16 protein-coding genes are annotated in these 15,581 nt (G+C 69.7%); 9 read left to right on the forward strand and 7 right to left on the reverse strand.

Annotated elements, in window-relative coordinates; all coding sequences use genetic code 11:
* Window positions 1-116: 116 nt before the first annotated feature.
* The gene (locus tag TSO352_RS31280; protein WP_109111180.1) at window positions 117-890 is read right to left on the reverse strand and encodes a response regulator transcription factor; all 774 of its coding nucleotides are present in this window, start codon (window positions 888-890) and stop codon (window positions 117-119) included.
* A gap of 582 nt (window positions 891-1,472) precedes the next feature.
* On the opposite strand from TSO352_RS31280, the gene TSO352_RS31285 reads away from it, so the two are divergent.
* From TSO352_RS31285 to TSO352_RS31315, 7 genes are all read left to right on the forward strand, one after another.
* Window positions 1,473-2,309, forward strand: a complete 837-nt coding sequence (locus tag TSO352_RS31285; protein ID WP_109111181.1) for an alpha/beta hydrolase — start codon at window positions 1,473-1,475, stop codon at window positions 2,307-2,309.
* A gap of 5 nt (window positions 2,310-2,314) precedes the next feature.
* Window positions 2,315-2,806 carry a DNA starvation/stationary phase protection protein Dps gene (gene dps / locus TSO352_RS31290; protein ID WP_109111182.1) on the forward strand — a complete coding sequence of 164 codons (492 nt, stop codon included), beginning with the start codon at window positions 2,315-2,317 and terminating at the stop codon, window positions 2,804-2,806.
* Between the two features lie 72 nt (window positions 2,807-2,878).
* A complete protein-coding gene (locus TSO352_RS31295; protein WP_247872563.1) occupies window positions 2,879-3,562 on the forward strand; it encodes a hydrolase in 684 nt (227 codons plus the stop codon).
* Window positions 3,563-3,631: 69 nt separating this feature from the next.
* Window positions 3,632-3,895: a XapX domain-containing protein gene (locus tag TSO352_RS31300; RefSeq protein WP_109111183.1), complete on the forward strand. Its 264-nt coding sequence runs from the start codon at window positions 3,632-3,634 to the stop codon at window positions 3,893-3,895.
* 52 nt (window positions 3,896-3,947) lie between these two features.
* The gene (locus tag TSO352_RS31305; protein WP_109111184.1) at window positions 3,948-5,801 is read left to right on the forward strand and encodes an amidohydrolase; all 1,854 of its coding nucleotides are present in this window, start codon (window positions 3,948-3,950) and stop codon (window positions 5,799-5,801) included.
* 88 nt (window positions 5,802-5,889) lie between these two features.
* Complete coding sequence (locus TSO352_RS31310) at window positions 5,890-6,336, forward strand: DoxX family protein (protein WP_109111185.1); 447 nt, start codon at window positions 5,890-5,892, stop codon at window positions 6,334-6,336.
* A gap of 32 nt (window positions 6,337-6,368) precedes the next feature.
* Window positions 6,369-7,073, forward strand: coding sequence for a YoaK family protein (locus TSO352_RS31315; RefSeq protein WP_109111186.1), 705 nt, complete (start codon window positions 6,369-6,371; stop codon window positions 7,071-7,073).
* On the opposite strand, the gene TSO352_RS31320 is transcribed toward TSO352_RS31315, so the two are convergent.
* Entirely contained in the window at window positions 7,040-8,014 is a 975-nt protein-coding gene (locus TSO352_RS31320; protein ID WP_109111187.1) for an AraC family transcriptional regulator, read from the reverse strand. The genes TSO352_RS31315 and TSO352_RS31320 overlap by 34 nt on opposite strands.
* A gap of 294 nt (window positions 8,015-8,308) precedes the next feature.
* Window positions 8,309-8,458 (reverse strand): hypothetical protein, encoded by a 150-nt coding sequence (locus TSO352_RS33695; RefSeq protein WP_199231795.1) that lies wholly within the window; start codon window positions 8,456-8,458, stop codon window positions 8,309-8,311.
* A gap of 315 nt (window positions 8,459-8,773) precedes the next feature.
* On the opposite strand from TSO352_RS33695, the gene TSO352_RS31325 reads away from it, so the two are divergent.
* Window positions 8,774-10,759: a sensor histidine kinase gene (locus TSO352_RS31325; protein ID WP_109111188.1), complete on the forward strand. Its 1,986-nt coding sequence runs from the start codon at window positions 8,774-8,776 to the stop codon at window positions 10,757-10,759.
* A 125-nt stretch (window positions 10,760-10,884) separates the two neighbouring features.
* Here TSO352_RS31325 and TSO352_RS31330 read toward each other — a convergent pair whose 3' ends face one another.
* The 4 genes from TSO352_RS31330 to TSO352_RS31345 form a co-directional block, all read right to left on the reverse strand.
* Window positions 10,885-11,292: a type II toxin-antitoxin system HicB family antitoxin gene (locus TSO352_RS31330; RefSeq protein WP_109111466.1), complete on the reverse strand. Its 408-nt coding sequence runs from the start codon at window positions 11,290-11,292 to the stop codon at window positions 10,885-10,887.
* A gap of 106 nt (window positions 11,293-11,398) precedes the next feature.
* Window positions 11,399-11,599 (reverse strand): type II toxin-antitoxin system HicA family toxin, encoded by a 201-nt coding sequence (locus TSO352_RS31335; protein ID WP_109111189.1) that lies wholly within the window; start codon window positions 11,597-11,599, stop codon window positions 11,399-11,401.
* A gap of 205 nt (window positions 11,600-11,804) precedes the next feature.
* On the reverse strand, window positions 11,805-13,295 hold the full coding sequence (locus TSO352_RS31340; protein ID WP_109111190.1) for a sensor histidine kinase: 1,491 nt from the start codon (window positions 13,293-13,295) through the stop codon (window positions 11,805-11,807).
* A gap of 13 nt (window positions 13,296-13,308) precedes the next feature.
* Window positions 13,309-13,974: a response regulator transcription factor gene (locus TSO352_RS31345; protein WP_109111191.1), complete on the reverse strand. Its 666-nt coding sequence runs from the start codon at window positions 13,972-13,974 to the stop codon at window positions 13,309-13,311.
* Window positions 13,975-14,180: 206 nt separating this feature from the next.
* Here TSO352_RS31345 and TSO352_RS31350 point away from each other — a divergent pair, with 206 nt between their 5' ends.
* A complete protein-coding gene (locus TSO352_RS31350; RefSeq protein WP_109111192.1) occupies window positions 14,181-15,284 on the forward strand; it encodes an ABC transporter substrate-binding protein in 1,104 nt (367 codons plus the stop codon).
* Window positions 15,285-15,581: the final 297 nt, after the last annotated feature.

Consider the following 15,581-nt stretch of genomic DNA (forward strand, 5'->3'; position numbering starts at 1 on the left):
CCCCTCGGGCGAGGCCATGACAAAGGGCGGCTTCCGGAGGGAAGCCGCCCGTGGTCGTCGGCGCGGGGCGCCGGTCAGCGCTTGCCGGCCCGTGCCTGTCGGTCAGCGCCTGTCGGTCAGTGCTTGTGCGCCGGCGCGGCCGTCATATCCTCCGGGGCCATGCCGGCCCTCACCGCGACCAGTGCCAGCTGGGTGCGATTGCGGGCGCCCAGCCGTTGCATGATCGAGCGCAGATGCACCTTGATGGTGCCTTCCAGCACGCCGAGCGCGCGGGCGATCTCCTTGTTCGACCGGCCCTCCAGAAGAAGCCGCAGCACGGACTGCTGGCGTTCGGTCAGCGTCGCGACCGGGGCGGCGGTAACGCTCGGCGCGGCCGGGTCGGCGATCACGATCGGTTGCCCACCGCGCGCCGACGATGGCGGGGCGGGCGCGTAGATGCCGCCGCCCAGCACGACCGGCAGGGCCTGGTCCAGCGCCGTCGCCTCGCAGCCCTTGGAAACGAAGCCGCGGGCGCCGGCCCGGATGCAGCCGGCGATGACGCCGCGGTCGTCGGTCCCCGACACGACGATCAGCGGAACTTGGCCGTTCGCCTCCAGCATCGCCTCCACGCCGGGCAGCCCGTCGCTGTCCTCCAGTTGCAGGTCAAAGAGGACGGCGGTCAGGCCGGGCAGCGCGCGGACCTTGTCCAGGGCGTCGGACAGCGTCCCCGCCTCGTAGACATCGGCGTCGGTGAAGCGCTGCCGGATCATCAGGGACAGGCCGTGGCGCACCAGGGCATGGTCGTCGACGATCAGGAAACGACGACCGCTCCGGCCGTCTGGTTCCCGGTCCCGATCCTGCGACGCCGCATCCGGCGTGGTGGGCTCGTCGTTGCACAGGTCGTGAGCCATGGATCGGCACTCCGTTCTTGTCGTGAGGGTGGGCGGGTCCGGGGGGATGGATTGCCCGCCGTCCCGACGCGGCGTGCGTTTCCTCGAACTATGTCTGATGAGGGTAGGCGTCCGGTGGGGTCCCAACGGTACGCTGCCGTACACACTGATCGGAAGGGTCGGATCTTTCGGCCAATTACCCGAAAATGCGGTGAGTCTGCTCCGCCACGGGCCGGGTAACGGGCGCAGGACGCGACCTCCGCGGCATGGCGGTTCAGGATGGTGATGTCGCCCTGGACGCAGGACCGGACGCCCGCCGTCTGACGATTGCCCCCCGTGGGCATCCGTTCATCGACGGCGCAATGCGCAAAACCTTCCACCGCCGTTATGAACAGGCAATCCCTTCGGTGCCGAACTCCCTAGCATTCGGCCGCAAGCCACCCCGGTTCTCACAAAGCCGCAACAACAGAGATCCCAGAACGGCGCGGGTCCCGATGGAACCCGGCAAGGTCTCGGACCGGTTCCGCGGTGCGGCACCATGGCCGTGTGCTTCCGCCGACTGGAGCGGGGGGCGTCTTGATACCGATACAGGGAAAGGCGACGATGATGAACGGCAGCTATGTCACCACCAGCGATGATGTCCGGATTTACGTGAAGGAATGGGGGCCGCGCACCGGGCAGCCGGTCGTGTTCAGCCACGGCTGGCCGTTGAACGGCGACGCCTTCGAGGACCAGATGCTCTATCTGGCCCAGCGCGGCTACCGCACGATCGCCCACGACCGCCGCGGCCACGGCCGGTCGTCGCAGCCGGGCTTCGGCCACGACATGGACCATTACGCCGACGACCTCGCCGCGGTCACCGAGGCGCTGGACCTGAAGAACGCCGTGCATGTCGGCCACTCCACCGGCGGCGGCGAGGTGGCCCGCTACATCGGCCGGCACGGCGTCGCCCGCGTCGCCAAGGCGGTGCTGATCGGCGCCGTCACCCCGATCATGGCGCAGACCGACTGGAACCCCGACGGCGTGCCGATGGCGGTGTTCGACGGCATCCGCGCCGGCGTCCAGGGCAACCGCGCCCAGATGTTCAAGGACTTCGCGCCGGTCTTCTACGGCTACAACCGTCCGGGGGCGACGCCGTCGCAGGGCGTGATCGACACCTTCTGGCTCCAGGGCATGCAGGCTGGCCTGCTGCCGCTGTACGACTGCGTCAAGGCCTTCTCCGAGACCGACCTGCGCGAGGATCTGAAGAAGATGATCGTGCCGACGCTGGTCCTGCACGGCGACGACGATCAGGTCGTGCCGCTGGGCACCACCGGCAAGGCCGCCGCCGCGATGCTGCCGAAGGGCACGCTGACGATCATCCCCGGCGCGCCGCACGGCCTGTGCACCACGCACAAGGACATCATCAACGAGGAACTCCTCGCCTTCCTGCGGAGCTGACGGCCATGACCTACACCTCCCGACTGGACCTCGGCGAGCATGTCCGCAAGCAGGCGGTGGCGCTGCTCCAGGCCCGCCTGTCCGACGCCCTCGACCTCGAGGCGCAGTGCAAGCAGGCGCATTGGAACGTCAAGGGGCCGCAGTTCCTGCAACTGCACCAGCTCTTCGACGGCGTCCACACCGTGGTGGAGGAGTTCGTCGACCTGCTCGCCGAACGCATCACCACGCTGGGGCACATCGCCGACGGCCGCGTCCAGACCACGGCGGGCCGCTCGTCGCTCTATGAATACCCGCTGCAGGCGTCGGGCGGGGTCGAGCATCTGAAGGCGCTGGCCGCGACGCTCGGCCAGTTCGGCACGCTGGTGCGCGGCAACATCGACGAGGCCGCCGGCGCCGGCGACGCCGACAGCGCCGACCTGTTCACCCAGCTCTCCCGCGAGACCGACAAGCAGCTCTGGTTCGTCGAGGCGCATCTGGTGTCGGACGGCACCGCGTAAGCCACCCCGTTTCAAAACAACCATTCCCCCATCCGGCGGCCCGCGACGCGCGGCCCCGATCCCACGGAGTTCATGATGTCCTACCGCACCAACAAGCTGCTCAACGCCGACGACACCTGCTTCATCTTCATCGACCACCAGCCGCAGATGGCGTTCGGCGTCGCCAGCATCGACCGCCAGCAGTTGAAGAACAACACCGTCGCCCTGGCGAAGACCGCCAAGCTGTTCGGCGCCCCGATCATCCTGACCGCCGTCGAGACCGCGAGCTTTTCCGGCTACATCTGGCCGGAGCTGATGGACGTCGTCCAGCAGACCCCGATCGAGCGCACCTCGATGAACAGCTGGGATTCGGAGGAGCTGGTCGCCGCGGTGAAGGCCACCGGCAAGAAGAAGCTGGTCATCGCCGCGCTGTGGACCGAAGCCTGCCTGCTGTTCCCGACGCTGTGCGCGCTGGAGGAGGGCTTCGAGGTCTTCATCATCACCGACGCGTCCGGCGGCACCTCGGTGGAATCGCATGAGGCCGCGGTGCGCCGCATGGAGCAGGCCGGCGCCAAGTCGCTGACCTCGGTCACCGCCCTGCTGGAACTGCAGCGCGACTGGGCCAAGCGCGAGAGCTACGACGGCGTCATGGCGATCGTCCGCGAGCATTTCGGCGCCTACGGCATGGGCGTCGACTACGCCTACACCATGGTCCACAAGGCCCCGCAGCGCGGCGCCTTCCCGCACACCGTGGCCAACGTCCCCGAACACGCCTGACGGTCCGCCGGGGGCCGGCCCTCATCAGGCCGGCCCTTTCGCGCCATCTTTTCCAGGGGGAACGGACCCGTGAAACCCTATCTGCTGTCGCTCGGCGCCGGTCTGCTGGTGGGCATCGTCTACAGCCTGCTGAACGTCCGTTCGCCCGCGCCGCCGACCATCGCCCTGATCGGCCTGCTCGGCATCCTGCTGGGCGAGCAGGTGCTGCCGGTCGCCAAGCGCCTGTTCGGCGGCGAGGCGGTCGCCGCCTTCCTGTGCACCGAATGCGCCGACCATGTGCTCGGCGAAATGCCGGGCCACCAGACCGCCAACCGCGACCGGACGCCGGGCTGACCCCGGCCGCCGTACCCGCATCCAGTCCAGCGCAACCGAGACGAGGCCGACCATGGCAAGCACCGACCTGATCCTGACGAACGCGAAGGTCACGACGCTCGACCGCGAAAACCCTCTGGCGTCCTCCATCGCCATCCGGGACGGGCGGTTCCTCGCCGTCGGCACCGAGGCGGAGACGCGGGCCGCGGCGGCGCCCGATGCCCGGGTGATCGACGCCAAGGGGCGCCGGGTCATCCCCGGCCTGATCGACAGCCACATGCACATCATCCGCGGCGGCCTGAACTACAACATGGAGCTGCGCTGGGACGGCGTGCCGAGCCTGGCCGACGCCATGGCGATGCTGAAGCGGCAGGCGGAGAACACGCCGCCGCCGCAGTGGGTGCGGGTGGTCGGCGGCTTCACCGAGCACCAGTTCGCCGAAAAGCGCCTGCCGACCATCGAGGAGCTGAACGCCGCCGCCCCCGACACCCCGGTGTTCATCCTGCACCTCTACGACCGGGCGCTGCTGAACGCCGCCGCACTCCGCGCCGTCGGCTACACCCGGGACACGCCGAACCCGCCGGGCGGCGAGATCGTGCGCGACACCGCCGGCAACCCGACCGGCCTGCTGCTGGCCCAGCCCAACGCGACGATCCTCTACGCGACGCTGGCCAAGGGGCCGAAGCTGCCGCCGGAATACCAGCTCAACTCCACCCGCCATTTCATGCGCGAGATGAATCGGCTGGGCGTCACCGGGGTGATCGACGCCGGCGGCGGCTTCCAGAACTACCCCGACGACTACGCCATCATCGACAAGCTCCACCAGGACGGCGAGCTGACCCTGCGGATCAGCTACAACCTGTTCACCCAGAAGCCGAAGGAGGAGCTGGCCGACTTCGCCAGCTGGTCGACGCAGGTCAAGCCGGGCGACGGCGACGACCGCTACCGCCACAACGGCGCCGGCGAGATGCTGGTCTACTCCGCCGCCGACTTCGAGGATTTCCGCGTCGCCCGCCCCGACATGCCGCCGACCATGGAAGCCGACCTGGAGCCGGTGATCCGCCTGCTGGTCGAGAACCGCTGGCCCTGGCGCCTGCACGCCACCTACGACCAGACGATTTCCCGCGCGCTCGACGTCTACGAGAAGGTCAACCGCGACACGCCCTTCGACGGGCTGCACTGGTTCTTCGACCACGCCGAGACGATCAGCGACCGCAACATCGACCGCATCGCCGCGCTCGGCGGCGGCATCGCGGTGCAGCACCGGATGGCCTACCAGGGCGAGTATTTCGTCGAGCGCTACGGCGCCAAGGCCGCCGAGCGGACGCCGCCGATATCCCGGATGATGGCGGCCGGCCTGCCGGTCGGCGCCGGCACCGACGCCACCCGCGTTGCCAGCTACAACCCCTGGGTTTCTCTGTCCTGGCTGGTCACCGGGCGGACGGTCGGCGGGCTCGGCCTCTACCCGATGGCCAACCGGCTGGACCGCGAGACGGCGCTGCGGCTGTGGACCGAGGCCAACACCTGGTTCTCGAACGAGCAGGGCAAGAAGGGCCAGATCAAGGCCGGCCAGCTCGCCGACCTGGCGGTGCTGTCCGACGACTATTTCGCCGTGCCGGAGGACCGCATCGCCCATCTCGGTTCGGTGCTGACCCTGCTCGGCGGCGTGGTCGTCCATGGCGAAGGCGACTACGGCCCGCTGGCGCCGGCCTTGCCCAAGCCGATGCCCGACTGGTCGCCGGTCGCCACCTTCGGCGGCTACCACCGCGGGGCGGAGCCGCGGGCGGTCCTCGCCTCGGCCTGCGGCTGCGCCCACACCTGCACCGTCCACGGCCACGACCACGCCGCCGCGCTCGGCGCCGACGTGCCGACCGCCGACGTCCAGACCTTCTGGGGTGCGCTCGGCTGCGGCTGCTGGGCGGTGTGAGCCTGTGACTCCCTCTCCCGGGGCGGGAGAGGGCGTTTATCGCCAAATGCCCCCATCCCTCCCTTCACCCGCCAGCCGGACCCTCACCATGAAGCGGACCTTCGACCCCGACACGCTGATCGACCGGATCCTCGGCTGGCCGGGGGCGTGGTTCCTCGCCCGGCTGGCGCTGGTCGGCGCCTATCTGCTGGGCGGCCTCGTCAAGCTGGGCGACTGGCCCGGCGCGGTGGCGGAGCAGGCCCATTTCGGCCTGCACCCGCCGGCGCTGTGGGCGGCGCTGACCATCCTGGTGGAGCTGCTGGGCGCCCTGCTGATCCTGCTCGACCGCGCGGTCTGGCTGGGGGCGGGGATGCTCGGTGTCTTCACCATGCTGGCCGCGGTCATCGCCAACGGCTTCTGGGCGATGGAGGGGCCGGAGCGCTTCATGGCGACCAACGCCTTCTTCGAGCATCTCGGGCTGGCCGGCGGCTTCGTGCTGGCGGCGATGCTGTCGCGCCAGCGCCGCCGCGCCCGCGTCCGCTTCCAGCCCGCCTGACCCTGGCATCGGCAAGAGAAGGAGCCCCCACGGTGTCCCAGCCCTCCGAACCCCCGGCGTCGCCCCTGCCGTGGCTCCTGTTGCTGCTGTCGGTGACCACCGGTCTGGTCGACGCCATCAGCGTGCTCGGCCTCGACAAGGTGTTCACCGCCAACATGACCGGCAACATCGTCTTCATGGGCTTCGCCCTGGTCGGCACGCCCGGCTTCCAGGGTGGCCCCTACGTCGCGGCGATCCTCGCCTTCCTGGTCGGCGCGCTGGTCGCCGGGCGCACCGGCAAGGCGCACGCCGACCGGCCGCTGCGGCGCTGGCTGATGGTCGCCGCCCTGATCGAGGCCGGCCTGCTGTGGACCGCGGCGCTGGTCGCGCATGGCCGCGACCTCGGGCTGGCGCCGCCGGAGGTTGGCCTCTACGGCATCATCCTGCTGACCGCGCTCGCCATGGGGTTCCGCAACGCGACGATCCGGCAGTTGAAGATCCCCGACCTGACGACGACGGTGCTGACCCTGACGCTCACCGGGCTGGCCGCCGATTCACGCCTCGCCGGCGGCTCCAACCCCAATTGGGCGCGCCGCGTCGGCGGGGTCGTCGCCATCCTCATCGGCGCCGCCATCGGTGCCTGGCTGGTCCGGCACAACGGCCTGGCGACGCCCCTGCTGCTGGCCGGCGCCCTGGTGCTGGCCGGAACGGTCGCCTGCGCCTTTCACCCGGCCTCGGCGAAGGCGGCAACCGCGTAGTCCGGGGCCGCGTTATCAGCGTGGCGGGTCGGGACAATGGTCTCCGACCCGTTGTGACGCCGCCACGCCCCGGGCGAGATGCCGGTCAGCCGGCTGAAGGTCCGCGTGAAATGGCTCTGGTCGGCAAAGCCGCAATCCAGCGCGATGTCGGCCAGCGACCGCTCGGCCGCCCGCATCAGCGTCTTCGCGTGCTCGACCCGCTGCTGGAGCAGCCACTGGTGCGGCGTGGTGTTGGTCGTCCGCCGGAACGCCCGCACGAAATGGCCGACCGACAGCCGGCATTCCGCCGCGAGGTCGGCCAGCCGGACGTCGCCCTCCAGCCGGGCGGCGATCATCTCCTTGACGCGCCGCTCCTGCCAGGGCGCCAGATTGCCCGGTCCCTTGACCGGCGCCAGCGTGCCGTAGGCGGCGACGATGTGCGTGGCGAGCGCGCAGGCGACATGGTCCAGGAACAGCAGGCTGATCTGCTCCGACCGCTCGATGGCCGGCAGGATGGCCCGCGCCATCGCCGCGATCGTCGGGTCGTCCAGGCAGGCGCTCGGCCGGATCCGGAGATCCTCCAACTGCTCCTTCTGCGATTCCGGAAACACGGTTTCCAGCACCACCCGCGGCATGTGGAAGACCAGCGTGTCGAACGCCGTGTGCATGCGGCAGCCGATCCGGTGGCGGAAGTCGTGGATCGTCGTCAGGCCGCCGATCTGGCCGGGCTTGCCCACCCGCTTGCCGTCGACCCAGATGTCGGAATGGAAGTTCGACAGATGGTGGCTCAGCAGATAGGCGTCCTCGATCGCCGGCTCGTCGAGCATGCCCAGCTCGTCCAGCTCGTAGCGGACGCGCGCGATGCCGACCATCCCCTTGCCGATGCTGCGCGTCAGGACGCAGGGGCGGTCGGGGGTGGGAATGAACCCGAGATCGGCGTTGCTCGACGCGGCCGTTGCCATGTCTTCCCTCCTGTTGGTCCGGCCCCCAACGGGGAAAGCCGCTTCCTTTACGAAAGGGTAGCGATGGTGAAGACCGTGAACCACTAGGCAGCGATCCGGTTTTGCTGCGACTTGGTGGAGCGAACCTAGACCAAGGTCCAGGTCGGCGAGGGCAGGGGCCGTCCGCCCAACAAAAAACCCCGGCTTCCCTCGTCGGGAAGCCGGGGCCGGGAAAACCAGGGCCAGGGAAGCGGGGCCGGGATCCGAACCCGCCGGAACCGTCGGGTTCCGGCGGGCCATACTCCCGCGACGCCGTCATCCCATGATGTTCTCGGTCAGGACGCGGCGCTTGTTGGTGTTGACGCTCTTGTCCTTTTCCACTTTCGGCGGTGTGGTGACGGCAAGGCCAACGCCCGACAGCAATAGGACACCGACCGAGGCGACGGTGACGCTGATGCACAGCATGGTGAAACAACCCTTTCAAAGACGATCGACAAGCCGCCCATCCGGACGGCTGAAACAAGACAGGCACGACAGCCCCACAGGGGTCAGATGCCGGTGGGGCGGCAATTCATCCAACAGCACGGTCGTCGCTCGACGAATGTTTGGCTGCGCAACCGGAATGTACGTTGTTCAAACAACCTTTAAGCGAAGCCTGTACGGGTCCGCTCAAATAGGGACCGGGAGCGGCGGCGGCAATGGATGGTGATGGCGCCGTGGCGCAGCTCAGGTTAATAGAAACTGCATGGCAGGGGTGGCGGGCGGCGGTCTGGGGCGGGCATGATCGACAAGACGACTTGGCGGAAGGACGCCGTCGGGCGGACCGGCGCGGCGATGATCCTGCGCGGCACCATTTTTACTGTGGTTATTGCCCGCAAGGCTCTGCTGACGTCGGCCGTGCTGTTGCTGTGCCTGTCGCCGGCCCGTGCCGGCAGCGGCGCGGGCGGCATCCTCTTCGTCTCCTCCTTCACCTCCACCATCCCCTGGACCGACGGGATGGTCGACGCCCTGACGGACGAGTTGAAGACCGAGGCCCAGCCGCCGAACCTCTATGTCGAGTTCCTCGACCGTGCCCGCCTGCGCGACAGCCCCAGCGACGCGGAGTGGACGGCGTTCCTGGCGCGCAAATACGCCAAGGACCGGCCAGCGGTGATCATCGCCGACGGCGCCCCCGCCATCGAGCTGATCGCCGCGGCCGGGCCGCAGCTCTTCGGCCCGGTGCCGGTCATCGGCATCTTCCCCAACTTCGACGACCTGAGCGAGGCGGCGCGCCGGACGGTGACGGTGGAGGTGACCACCGGCCCCCACGTCGACCGCACCGTCGGCATGGCGCTGGACCAGTGGCCGCAGGCGCGCCGGCTGGTCGTGGTGTCGGACGACAGCGAGCCCTCGCGCCACCTCGGCCGCATCATCGAGGCCGCGGCGGCGCGGCGCACCGACCGCAAGGTCGCGGTCGAACGGCTGGCCGACTACCGCATCGAGGATCTGGAGACGACGCTGGCGGCGCTGCCGAAGGACAGCGTCGTCCTCTACACCCACCTGTCGGTGGACGCGCTGGGCCGCCAGTTCCGCCCCCGGGAGGTCGCCAGCCGCGTCGCGGCGTCGTCCGCGGTGCCGGTCTACGCGCTGTTCGACACCGACATCGGCACCGGCGTGGTCGGCGGCTCGGTCAACAGCGCGCCGCTGGCCGGCGCCATCGCCATGAAGGCGGCGCTGGCGATCGTCGACGGGGTCTGGCACCCGGCGCGGGCGGGCGAGCAGCAATCCTATTCCTCCGGCCCGGTGTTCGACTGGCGCCAGCTCCGCCGCTGGGGGCTGTCGGAGCGGGCGCTTCCGGCCGACGCCGAGATCCGTCACCGCCAGCCTTCCCTGTTCGAGCAGTATTACGCCGAGGCGATGACCGCGCTGGCCGCCATCGCCCTGCTCAGCCTGCTGCTGGCGGTGATCACCATCCTGTACCTGCAGCGCGGGCACCTGACCGCGGCGCTGCGCGAGGCCAACCGCGACCTGGAGCAGCGGGTCGCCGACCGCACCCGCGAGATCGAACGGGCCCTGAGCGGCGAACAGGCGGCGCGGCGGCGGTTGCGCACCTTCCTCGACATGGCGGCGCACGAGCTGAAGACGCCGCTGTCGGTGATCGACAGCGCGGCGCAGATGCTGGAGGTGCTGGTCGACACCGGCCAGGACGGCGTCGGCCGGCGCCTGTCGCTGATCCGCCGTTCGGCCCGCCGGGTGATCGACCTGATCGAAACCTGTCTGGCCGGCGAGCGCATCGACGACGAGCTTCCGGTCCGGCCGGCGCCCTTCTCCCCGCCCGAGCTGATCGACCGGGTGGCGGAGCGGCAGCGCGGCCATGGCGGCACCATCCTCGTCGGCGACACCACCGGCCTGCCGGAGCGCTGGACCGCCGACCCCGACCTGCTGGGCATCGCGCTGGATGCGCTGCTCGACAACGCCCGCCGCTACGGCCCGGCCGACGGCGTGGTGGACTTGGCCGCCGACCGTGACGGCGACTGCCTGGTGCTGTCGGTCGCCGACCGCGGCCCCGGCGTCCCGCCGGAGGAGCGCGAGCGCATCTTCGACAAGTATTTCCGCGGCGAGAACGGCCGGGCCGTCAGCGGCACCGGCATCGGCCTGAACTTGGTCAAGACCATCGCCGAGCTGCACGGCGGAACCGTCGCCTACACCCCGCGCCCGGGCGGTGGCGCCCTGTTCACCCTCCGCATTCCCCAGGCGGAGGGTGAACAGGGCGCTGCTGCGCGGTGAGGGGCTGCCGCATCGACCGGCACGCTGCCTTGCGAACCCCGGATCAACCCGATCGTCCGCACAGCCGAAACAAAAACGGCCCGGCGGAGTGGCCGCGCCGTTTGCCGGGATGGCGAAGGCGGGGCTTAGCGAGTGCCCGTTTGCTGAGCGATCTCCCGGCGGGCGGCGGCGGCGAGGAAGCCGGCGCGGGAGGTGTCGCGCCGCTTGGCCTCGGCGTCTATGGCGGCGAGCAGGGCTTCGTCGAACGTCACGTTGACGCGCACGGCGCGGCCGGGCAGTTCGCCGCGCACCAGCAGCCGGCCGGCCTCCACGACCTCTGGATCCGTGGGGACTTGGTCGAGATCGGACGGCTCGGGGATGTCGTCGCCATCCTCGATCATGCCGGCGATGTGCAGGGCAAGGCCAGCCTCGGCGTTGGCGGTGACGGCTGCCTTGGTGTCACCGAAGGCGGTCAGGCCGGGAAAGTCGGGGAAGGTCGCGTGGAAACCTTCGGAACCATTCTCCAAGATGATGGGGTAGTAGCGGGAGGGCATGGTGGTCACCCTTATGGTGAGGATCAGAGGCAGTAAGATGGTGAGTGGTCGGGTAGGGAGATGAGTGGAAACGGAGCGGGTGTCGGAAAGGCAGAATCCCAGGCTTTCACCGGAGTTTCACACCAGATTGTCGTTCGATCGACTTGATGTCCCCGGTGCTCAGCTCTTTCACCGGGACCTGCACCGTGACGCGCCCTTTCTTCGTCGGATGTTTGAACTGTTTGTGGCTGCCGACTTGGTTGACCTCATACCATCCATCGGCGGTGAGGGCTGCGATGGCGTCACGGCTGCTGACAACCTTTCCCATCACCGCGCTCCATTTTTCTGCGTGTAATTATACACATTACGAGCGAGGCGGGAAAGCGATGAGTGTGTATAAATGCGCACTATCGCCTGTTGCCTCCTTGTCCATGAGGGCTCCCACTTCTTCGCTGTCGGTTGTGCGAGCGGGTTTTCCATACAGCTGGGTCGCTCAGCGGATCCTCGATCCGCCTGACGGCGGGAGAGGGCGGTCAATGTGAACCGCGCTCGCCCGCCCCGACGACAGCCTCAACCTCCAACTCCGCCGGACGGAGCGTCACCACCACCCGCAGACCGTTCCCATCCGGCTGGGCGGCCTCCAGCCGCACCTCCGCCCCCAGCCGGTCGGCCAGCGCGCGGACGATGGCGAGGCCGAGGCCGCTGCCGGGGCGCGGCGGCTCTCCCGGGCGGCTCAGGCGGTAGAAGCGCTCGAACACCCGGTCGCGTTCGGCCGCCGGGATGCCGGGGCCGTCGTCCTCCACTTCCAGCCGCGGCGGGGAGGCCGCCACCCGCACCGTCACGCTGCCGCCGGGCCGGTTGTAGCGGATGGCGTTGTCCAGCAGGTTGCCCAGCAGCTCGCCGACCAGCACCGGGTTGCCGGCGACGCGCGGCGGGGCGGTGCCGTCCTCCGGCGTGTCGAACCGCACCTCGATCCCCTGGGCCAGGGCGGCGGGGACCTGCTCCGCCGTGATGTCCATCGCCGTCTGCAGCAGGTCGGTCACCTCGGCGCCGACCGGCGTGCCCGGCGCGTCCTCGTCGGCGCGGGCCAGCGCCAGCAGTTGGGTCAGCAGCCGTTCCAGCCGCAGCACCGCGCCATCGACGTCGTCCAGCGCGGCGCGGCCCTCGGCGCTGGCGGTGCCGTGGCGGCGGACCAGCGCCAGATGGGTGCGCAGCACCGCCAGCGGCGTGCGCAGCTGGTGCGAGGCGTCGGCGGTGAAGCGGCGCATGGTGCCGATCGACTGGTCCAGCCGTTCCAGCAGCCCGTTGATGGCGCCGACCAGCGGCAGCACCTCGCGCGGGACGACGGCGAGCGGCAGCGGCACCAGCGCCATCGACCCGCTGGCCGAGCGCTGGTCGATCACCCGGCGCAGCCGGCCGAGCGGCGCCAGACCGCGGCCGACCGCCGCCCACACCAGCAGCCCGCTGCCGCCGACCAACGCCACCTCCAGCAGGGTCAGCCACAGCAGCAGGTCGATCTCCACCGCGCGGCGGCCGGCGGTCGTTTCCGCCACCTGGACCAGCACCGGCTGCGGCACGCCGTAGAGCCGCCGCACCTGCGCCGCGACACGCACCGGATGGCCGTGGTAGGTGGCGTCGCGGAACAGGGTGACGTTGGTCGGCAGGCGGTCGATGTCCGGCACCGGCAGGTCGAGGTAGCCGGTGATGATCCCGCCCTCATGGGCGACGTTGTAATAGATGTTGTCGTGCGCCTGGCTCTCCAGCATGCCGAAGGCGACGGCCGGCAGGTCCACCGTCACTTCGCCGTCGTCGTCGCCGACCGCCAGCCGCTCGGCGATGGCCAGCGTCGAGCCGGCCAGCAGCCGGTCGTGCGTCGCCTGGACGAAGCCGTGGATCAGCGCCGCCCCGCCGACGCCCAACCCCACCGCCATCGCCCCCAGCGGCACCAGCAGCCGGGTCAGCAGCCGGCGGCGCAGCGACGGCACCCGCTGCCGCCGCAGCCCGCCCGGCACGCCGTCGTCCATCAGGTCGCGTCCATCAGGTGGCGTCCATCAGATAGCCCAGGCCGCGGATGGTGCGGATCTGCGGGCCGTCGGGCTCCAACTTCTTGCGCAGGCGGGCGACGTACAGCTCGATGGCGTTGGGGGCGACGGCGTCGTCGAAGCCGAAGACCTCGTTGGCCAGCCGGTCCTTCGGCACCACCTTGCCGGCGCGGGTGATCAGCCCGTCCAGCACCGCCAGCTCGCGCTTGCGCAGGTCGAGCGGCCGGCCGTTCAGCGTCGCCATCCCGGCGGAGCGGTCGTAGCGCAGCGCCCCGCACACCAGCTCCGGCAGGGGCGAGCCCTGGCCGCGCCGCATCAGCGCCCGCACCCGCGCCTCGAACTCCGCCGGGTCGAACGGCTTCAGCAGATAGTCGTCGGCGCCCAGATCGAGCCCCTTGACCCGATCGGCCACCGCCTCGCGCGCGGTCAGCAGCATCACCGGCACGGTGGAGCCGCGGCGGCGGATGCGGGTCAGCACCTCGAACCCCGACAGGTCGGGCAGGCCGAGGTCCAGCACCACCAGCCCATAGGGCTCGGCCCGCTCCAGCGCCGTCGCCTCCTCGCCGGACGCGACATGGTCGACGGCGTAGCCGCCCAGCTTCAGCGCGCCGACCAGCCCGCGCGCCAGCGCCGCGTCGTCCTCGACGATCAGGATGCGCAAGGGCGCCGCCCGCTGTCCGGCCCTGCGTCCGGCCGCTCATCCGGATGGGCGACCATCCGGCCGCATCTCTTCCGTTCCACCGACAATCTCCACACGCGACAGCTTGGTGACAGGTTGATCGCCTATAGTCCCGTCAAAGTCGCTTGTAAGCCCAACCAACCCGGTGCCGCAACGGTGCCGTGGCAAGCAAAGCAGGAGAGGAAACGATGCGGACCAAACTGGCCCTTCTGGTGGCGACCGCCCTGACCATCGCCGTTCCGGCCTTCACCGCCGGGACCGCCCAGGCGCAGGCGGTCCCGGCCGGCTACGACCCGTCCTACGCCAAGGTGATCGAGGCGGCGAACCAGGAAGGCGCGCTCAGCATCTATTCCGCGACCGACGCCGCCGCGGTGTCGGAACTGCTGAAGGGCTTCGAGGCGCTGTATCCCAAGATCAAGCTGGAATACGCCGACCAGAACTCCACCGAGATGTACAACCGCTTCATCAGCGAGGCGGCGGCCGGCACCGGCACCACCGACCTGATGTGGTCGTCGGCGATGGACCTGCAGATGAAGCTGGTCAACGACGGCTACGCCCAGGCCTACACCTCGCCGGAAACCAAGAACATCCCCGACTGGGCCAACTGGAAGAACGAGGCGTTCGGCACCACCGCCGAGCCAATCGTCTTCGCCTACAACAAGCGGGTCGTGCCGGAATCCGACGTGCCGAAGACGCACGCCGACCTCGCCAAGCTGCTGGCCGACAAGCCGGACGCCTACAAGGGCAAGGTCACCTCCTACGATCCGGAGCGCAGCGGCGTCGGCTTCCTCTACATCACCCAGGACGTCCAGGCCAGCAAGGGCACCTGGGATCTGGTCAAGGCGATGGGCCAGACCGGGGTGAAGCTCTACACCTCGTCGGGCGCGATGATCGAGCGGCTGACCTCGGGCGAGCACACCATCGGCTACAACATGATCGGCTCCTACGTGCTGGAGCGGCAGAAGAAGGACCCGACCGCGCTCGGCGTCGTCCTGCCGAGCGACTACACCATCGTGATGTCACGCATCGCCTTCATCCCGAAGGGCGCCAAGCACCCGAACGCCGCCAAGCTGTTCCTCGACTATCTGCTGTCCAAGCCGGGGCAGGAGTCGATCCAGGCGCGCTACATGGGCTCGATCCGCACCGACCTCGCCAGCGCCAACCCGACCGCCGGCGTCCCGGAAAGCACGCTGCGCCCGATCCATGTCGGCCCGGAACTGCTGACCTACCTGGACCAGGTGAAGCGCCTGAAGTTCCTGAAGGACTGGCAGAAGGCCCTGCAGGGCAAGTGATCCGGTCGAAGTCAGAAATTCCCTCTCCCGTCCCGGGAGAGGGCATGGAGCCGACGGCCACGGGCCGGACGAGCGCCGCAAGGCGATCGTAGGCGGAATGCGGTCGCGAGGCTTGCGAGCGACCTCGGGGCCCAAGCGTAGCTTGGGAAGGGTGAGGGGTGATCCAGGAACCGGCTGGTTCCCGATCCTTGCCTCACCCCTCACCCTCCCCATGGCTGCGCCATAGGTCCCCTCCCTCTCCCGGGGCTCTCAGCGGATCTTCGATCCGCCTGACGCCGTCAGCGCAAACTGCGTTTG

Origin of the sequence: Azospirillum sp. TSO35-2, assembly GCF_003116095.1 — a bacterium.
Lineage (GTDB): Bacteria > Pseudomonadota > Alphaproteobacteria > Azospirillales > Azospirillaceae > Azospirillum.

Coding starts and splice junctions, on each gene's coding strand:
- TSO352_RS31280 (WP_109111180.1), bottom strand. CDS start 890: ATGGCTCACGACCTGTGCAACGACGAGCCCACCACGCCGGATGCGGCG.
- TSO352_RS31285 (WP_109111181.1), top strand. CDS start 1,473: ATGATGAACGGCAGCTATGTCACCACCAGCGATGATGTCCGGATTTAC.
- dps (WP_109111182.1), top strand. CDS start 2,315: ATGACCTACACCTCCCGACTGGACCTCGGCGAGCATGTCCGCAAGCAG.
- TSO352_RS31295 (WP_247872563.1), top strand. CDS start 2,879: ATGATGTCCTACCGCACCAACAAGCTGCTCAACGCCGACGACACCTGC.
- TSO352_RS31305 (WP_109111184.1), top strand. CDS start 3,948: ATGGCAAGCACCGACCTGATCCTGACGAACGCGAAGGTCACGACGCTC.
- TSO352_RS31310 (WP_109111185.1), top strand. CDS start 5,890: ATGAAGCGGACCTTCGACCCCGACACGCTGATCGACCGGATCCTCGGC.
- TSO352_RS31320 (WP_109111187.1), bottom strand. CDS start 8,014: ATGGCAACGGCCGCGTCGAGCAACGCCGATCTCGGGTTCATTCCCACC.
- TSO352_RS33695 (WP_199231795.1), bottom strand. CDS start 8,458: ATGCTGTGCATCAGCGTCACCGTCGCCTCGGTCGGTGTCCTATTGCTG.
- TSO352_RS31325 (WP_109111188.1), top strand. CDS start 8,774: ATGATCGACAAGACGACTTGGCGGAAGGACGCCGTCGGGCGGACCGGC.
- TSO352_RS31330 (WP_109111466.1), bottom strand. CDS start 11,292: ATGCCCTCCCGCTACTACCCCATCATCTTGGAGAATGGTTCCGAAGGT.
- TSO352_RS31335 (WP_109111189.1), bottom strand. CDS start 11,599: ATGGGAAAGGTTGTCAGCAGCCGTGACGCCATCGCAGCCCTCACCGCC.
- TSO352_RS31340 (WP_109111190.1), bottom strand. CDS start 13,295: ATGGACGACGGCGTGCCGGGCGGGCTGCGGCGGCAGCGGGTGCCGTCG.
- TSO352_RS31350 (WP_109111192.1), top strand. CDS start 14,181: ATGCGGACCAAACTGGCCCTTCTGGTGGCGACCGCCCTGACCATCGCC.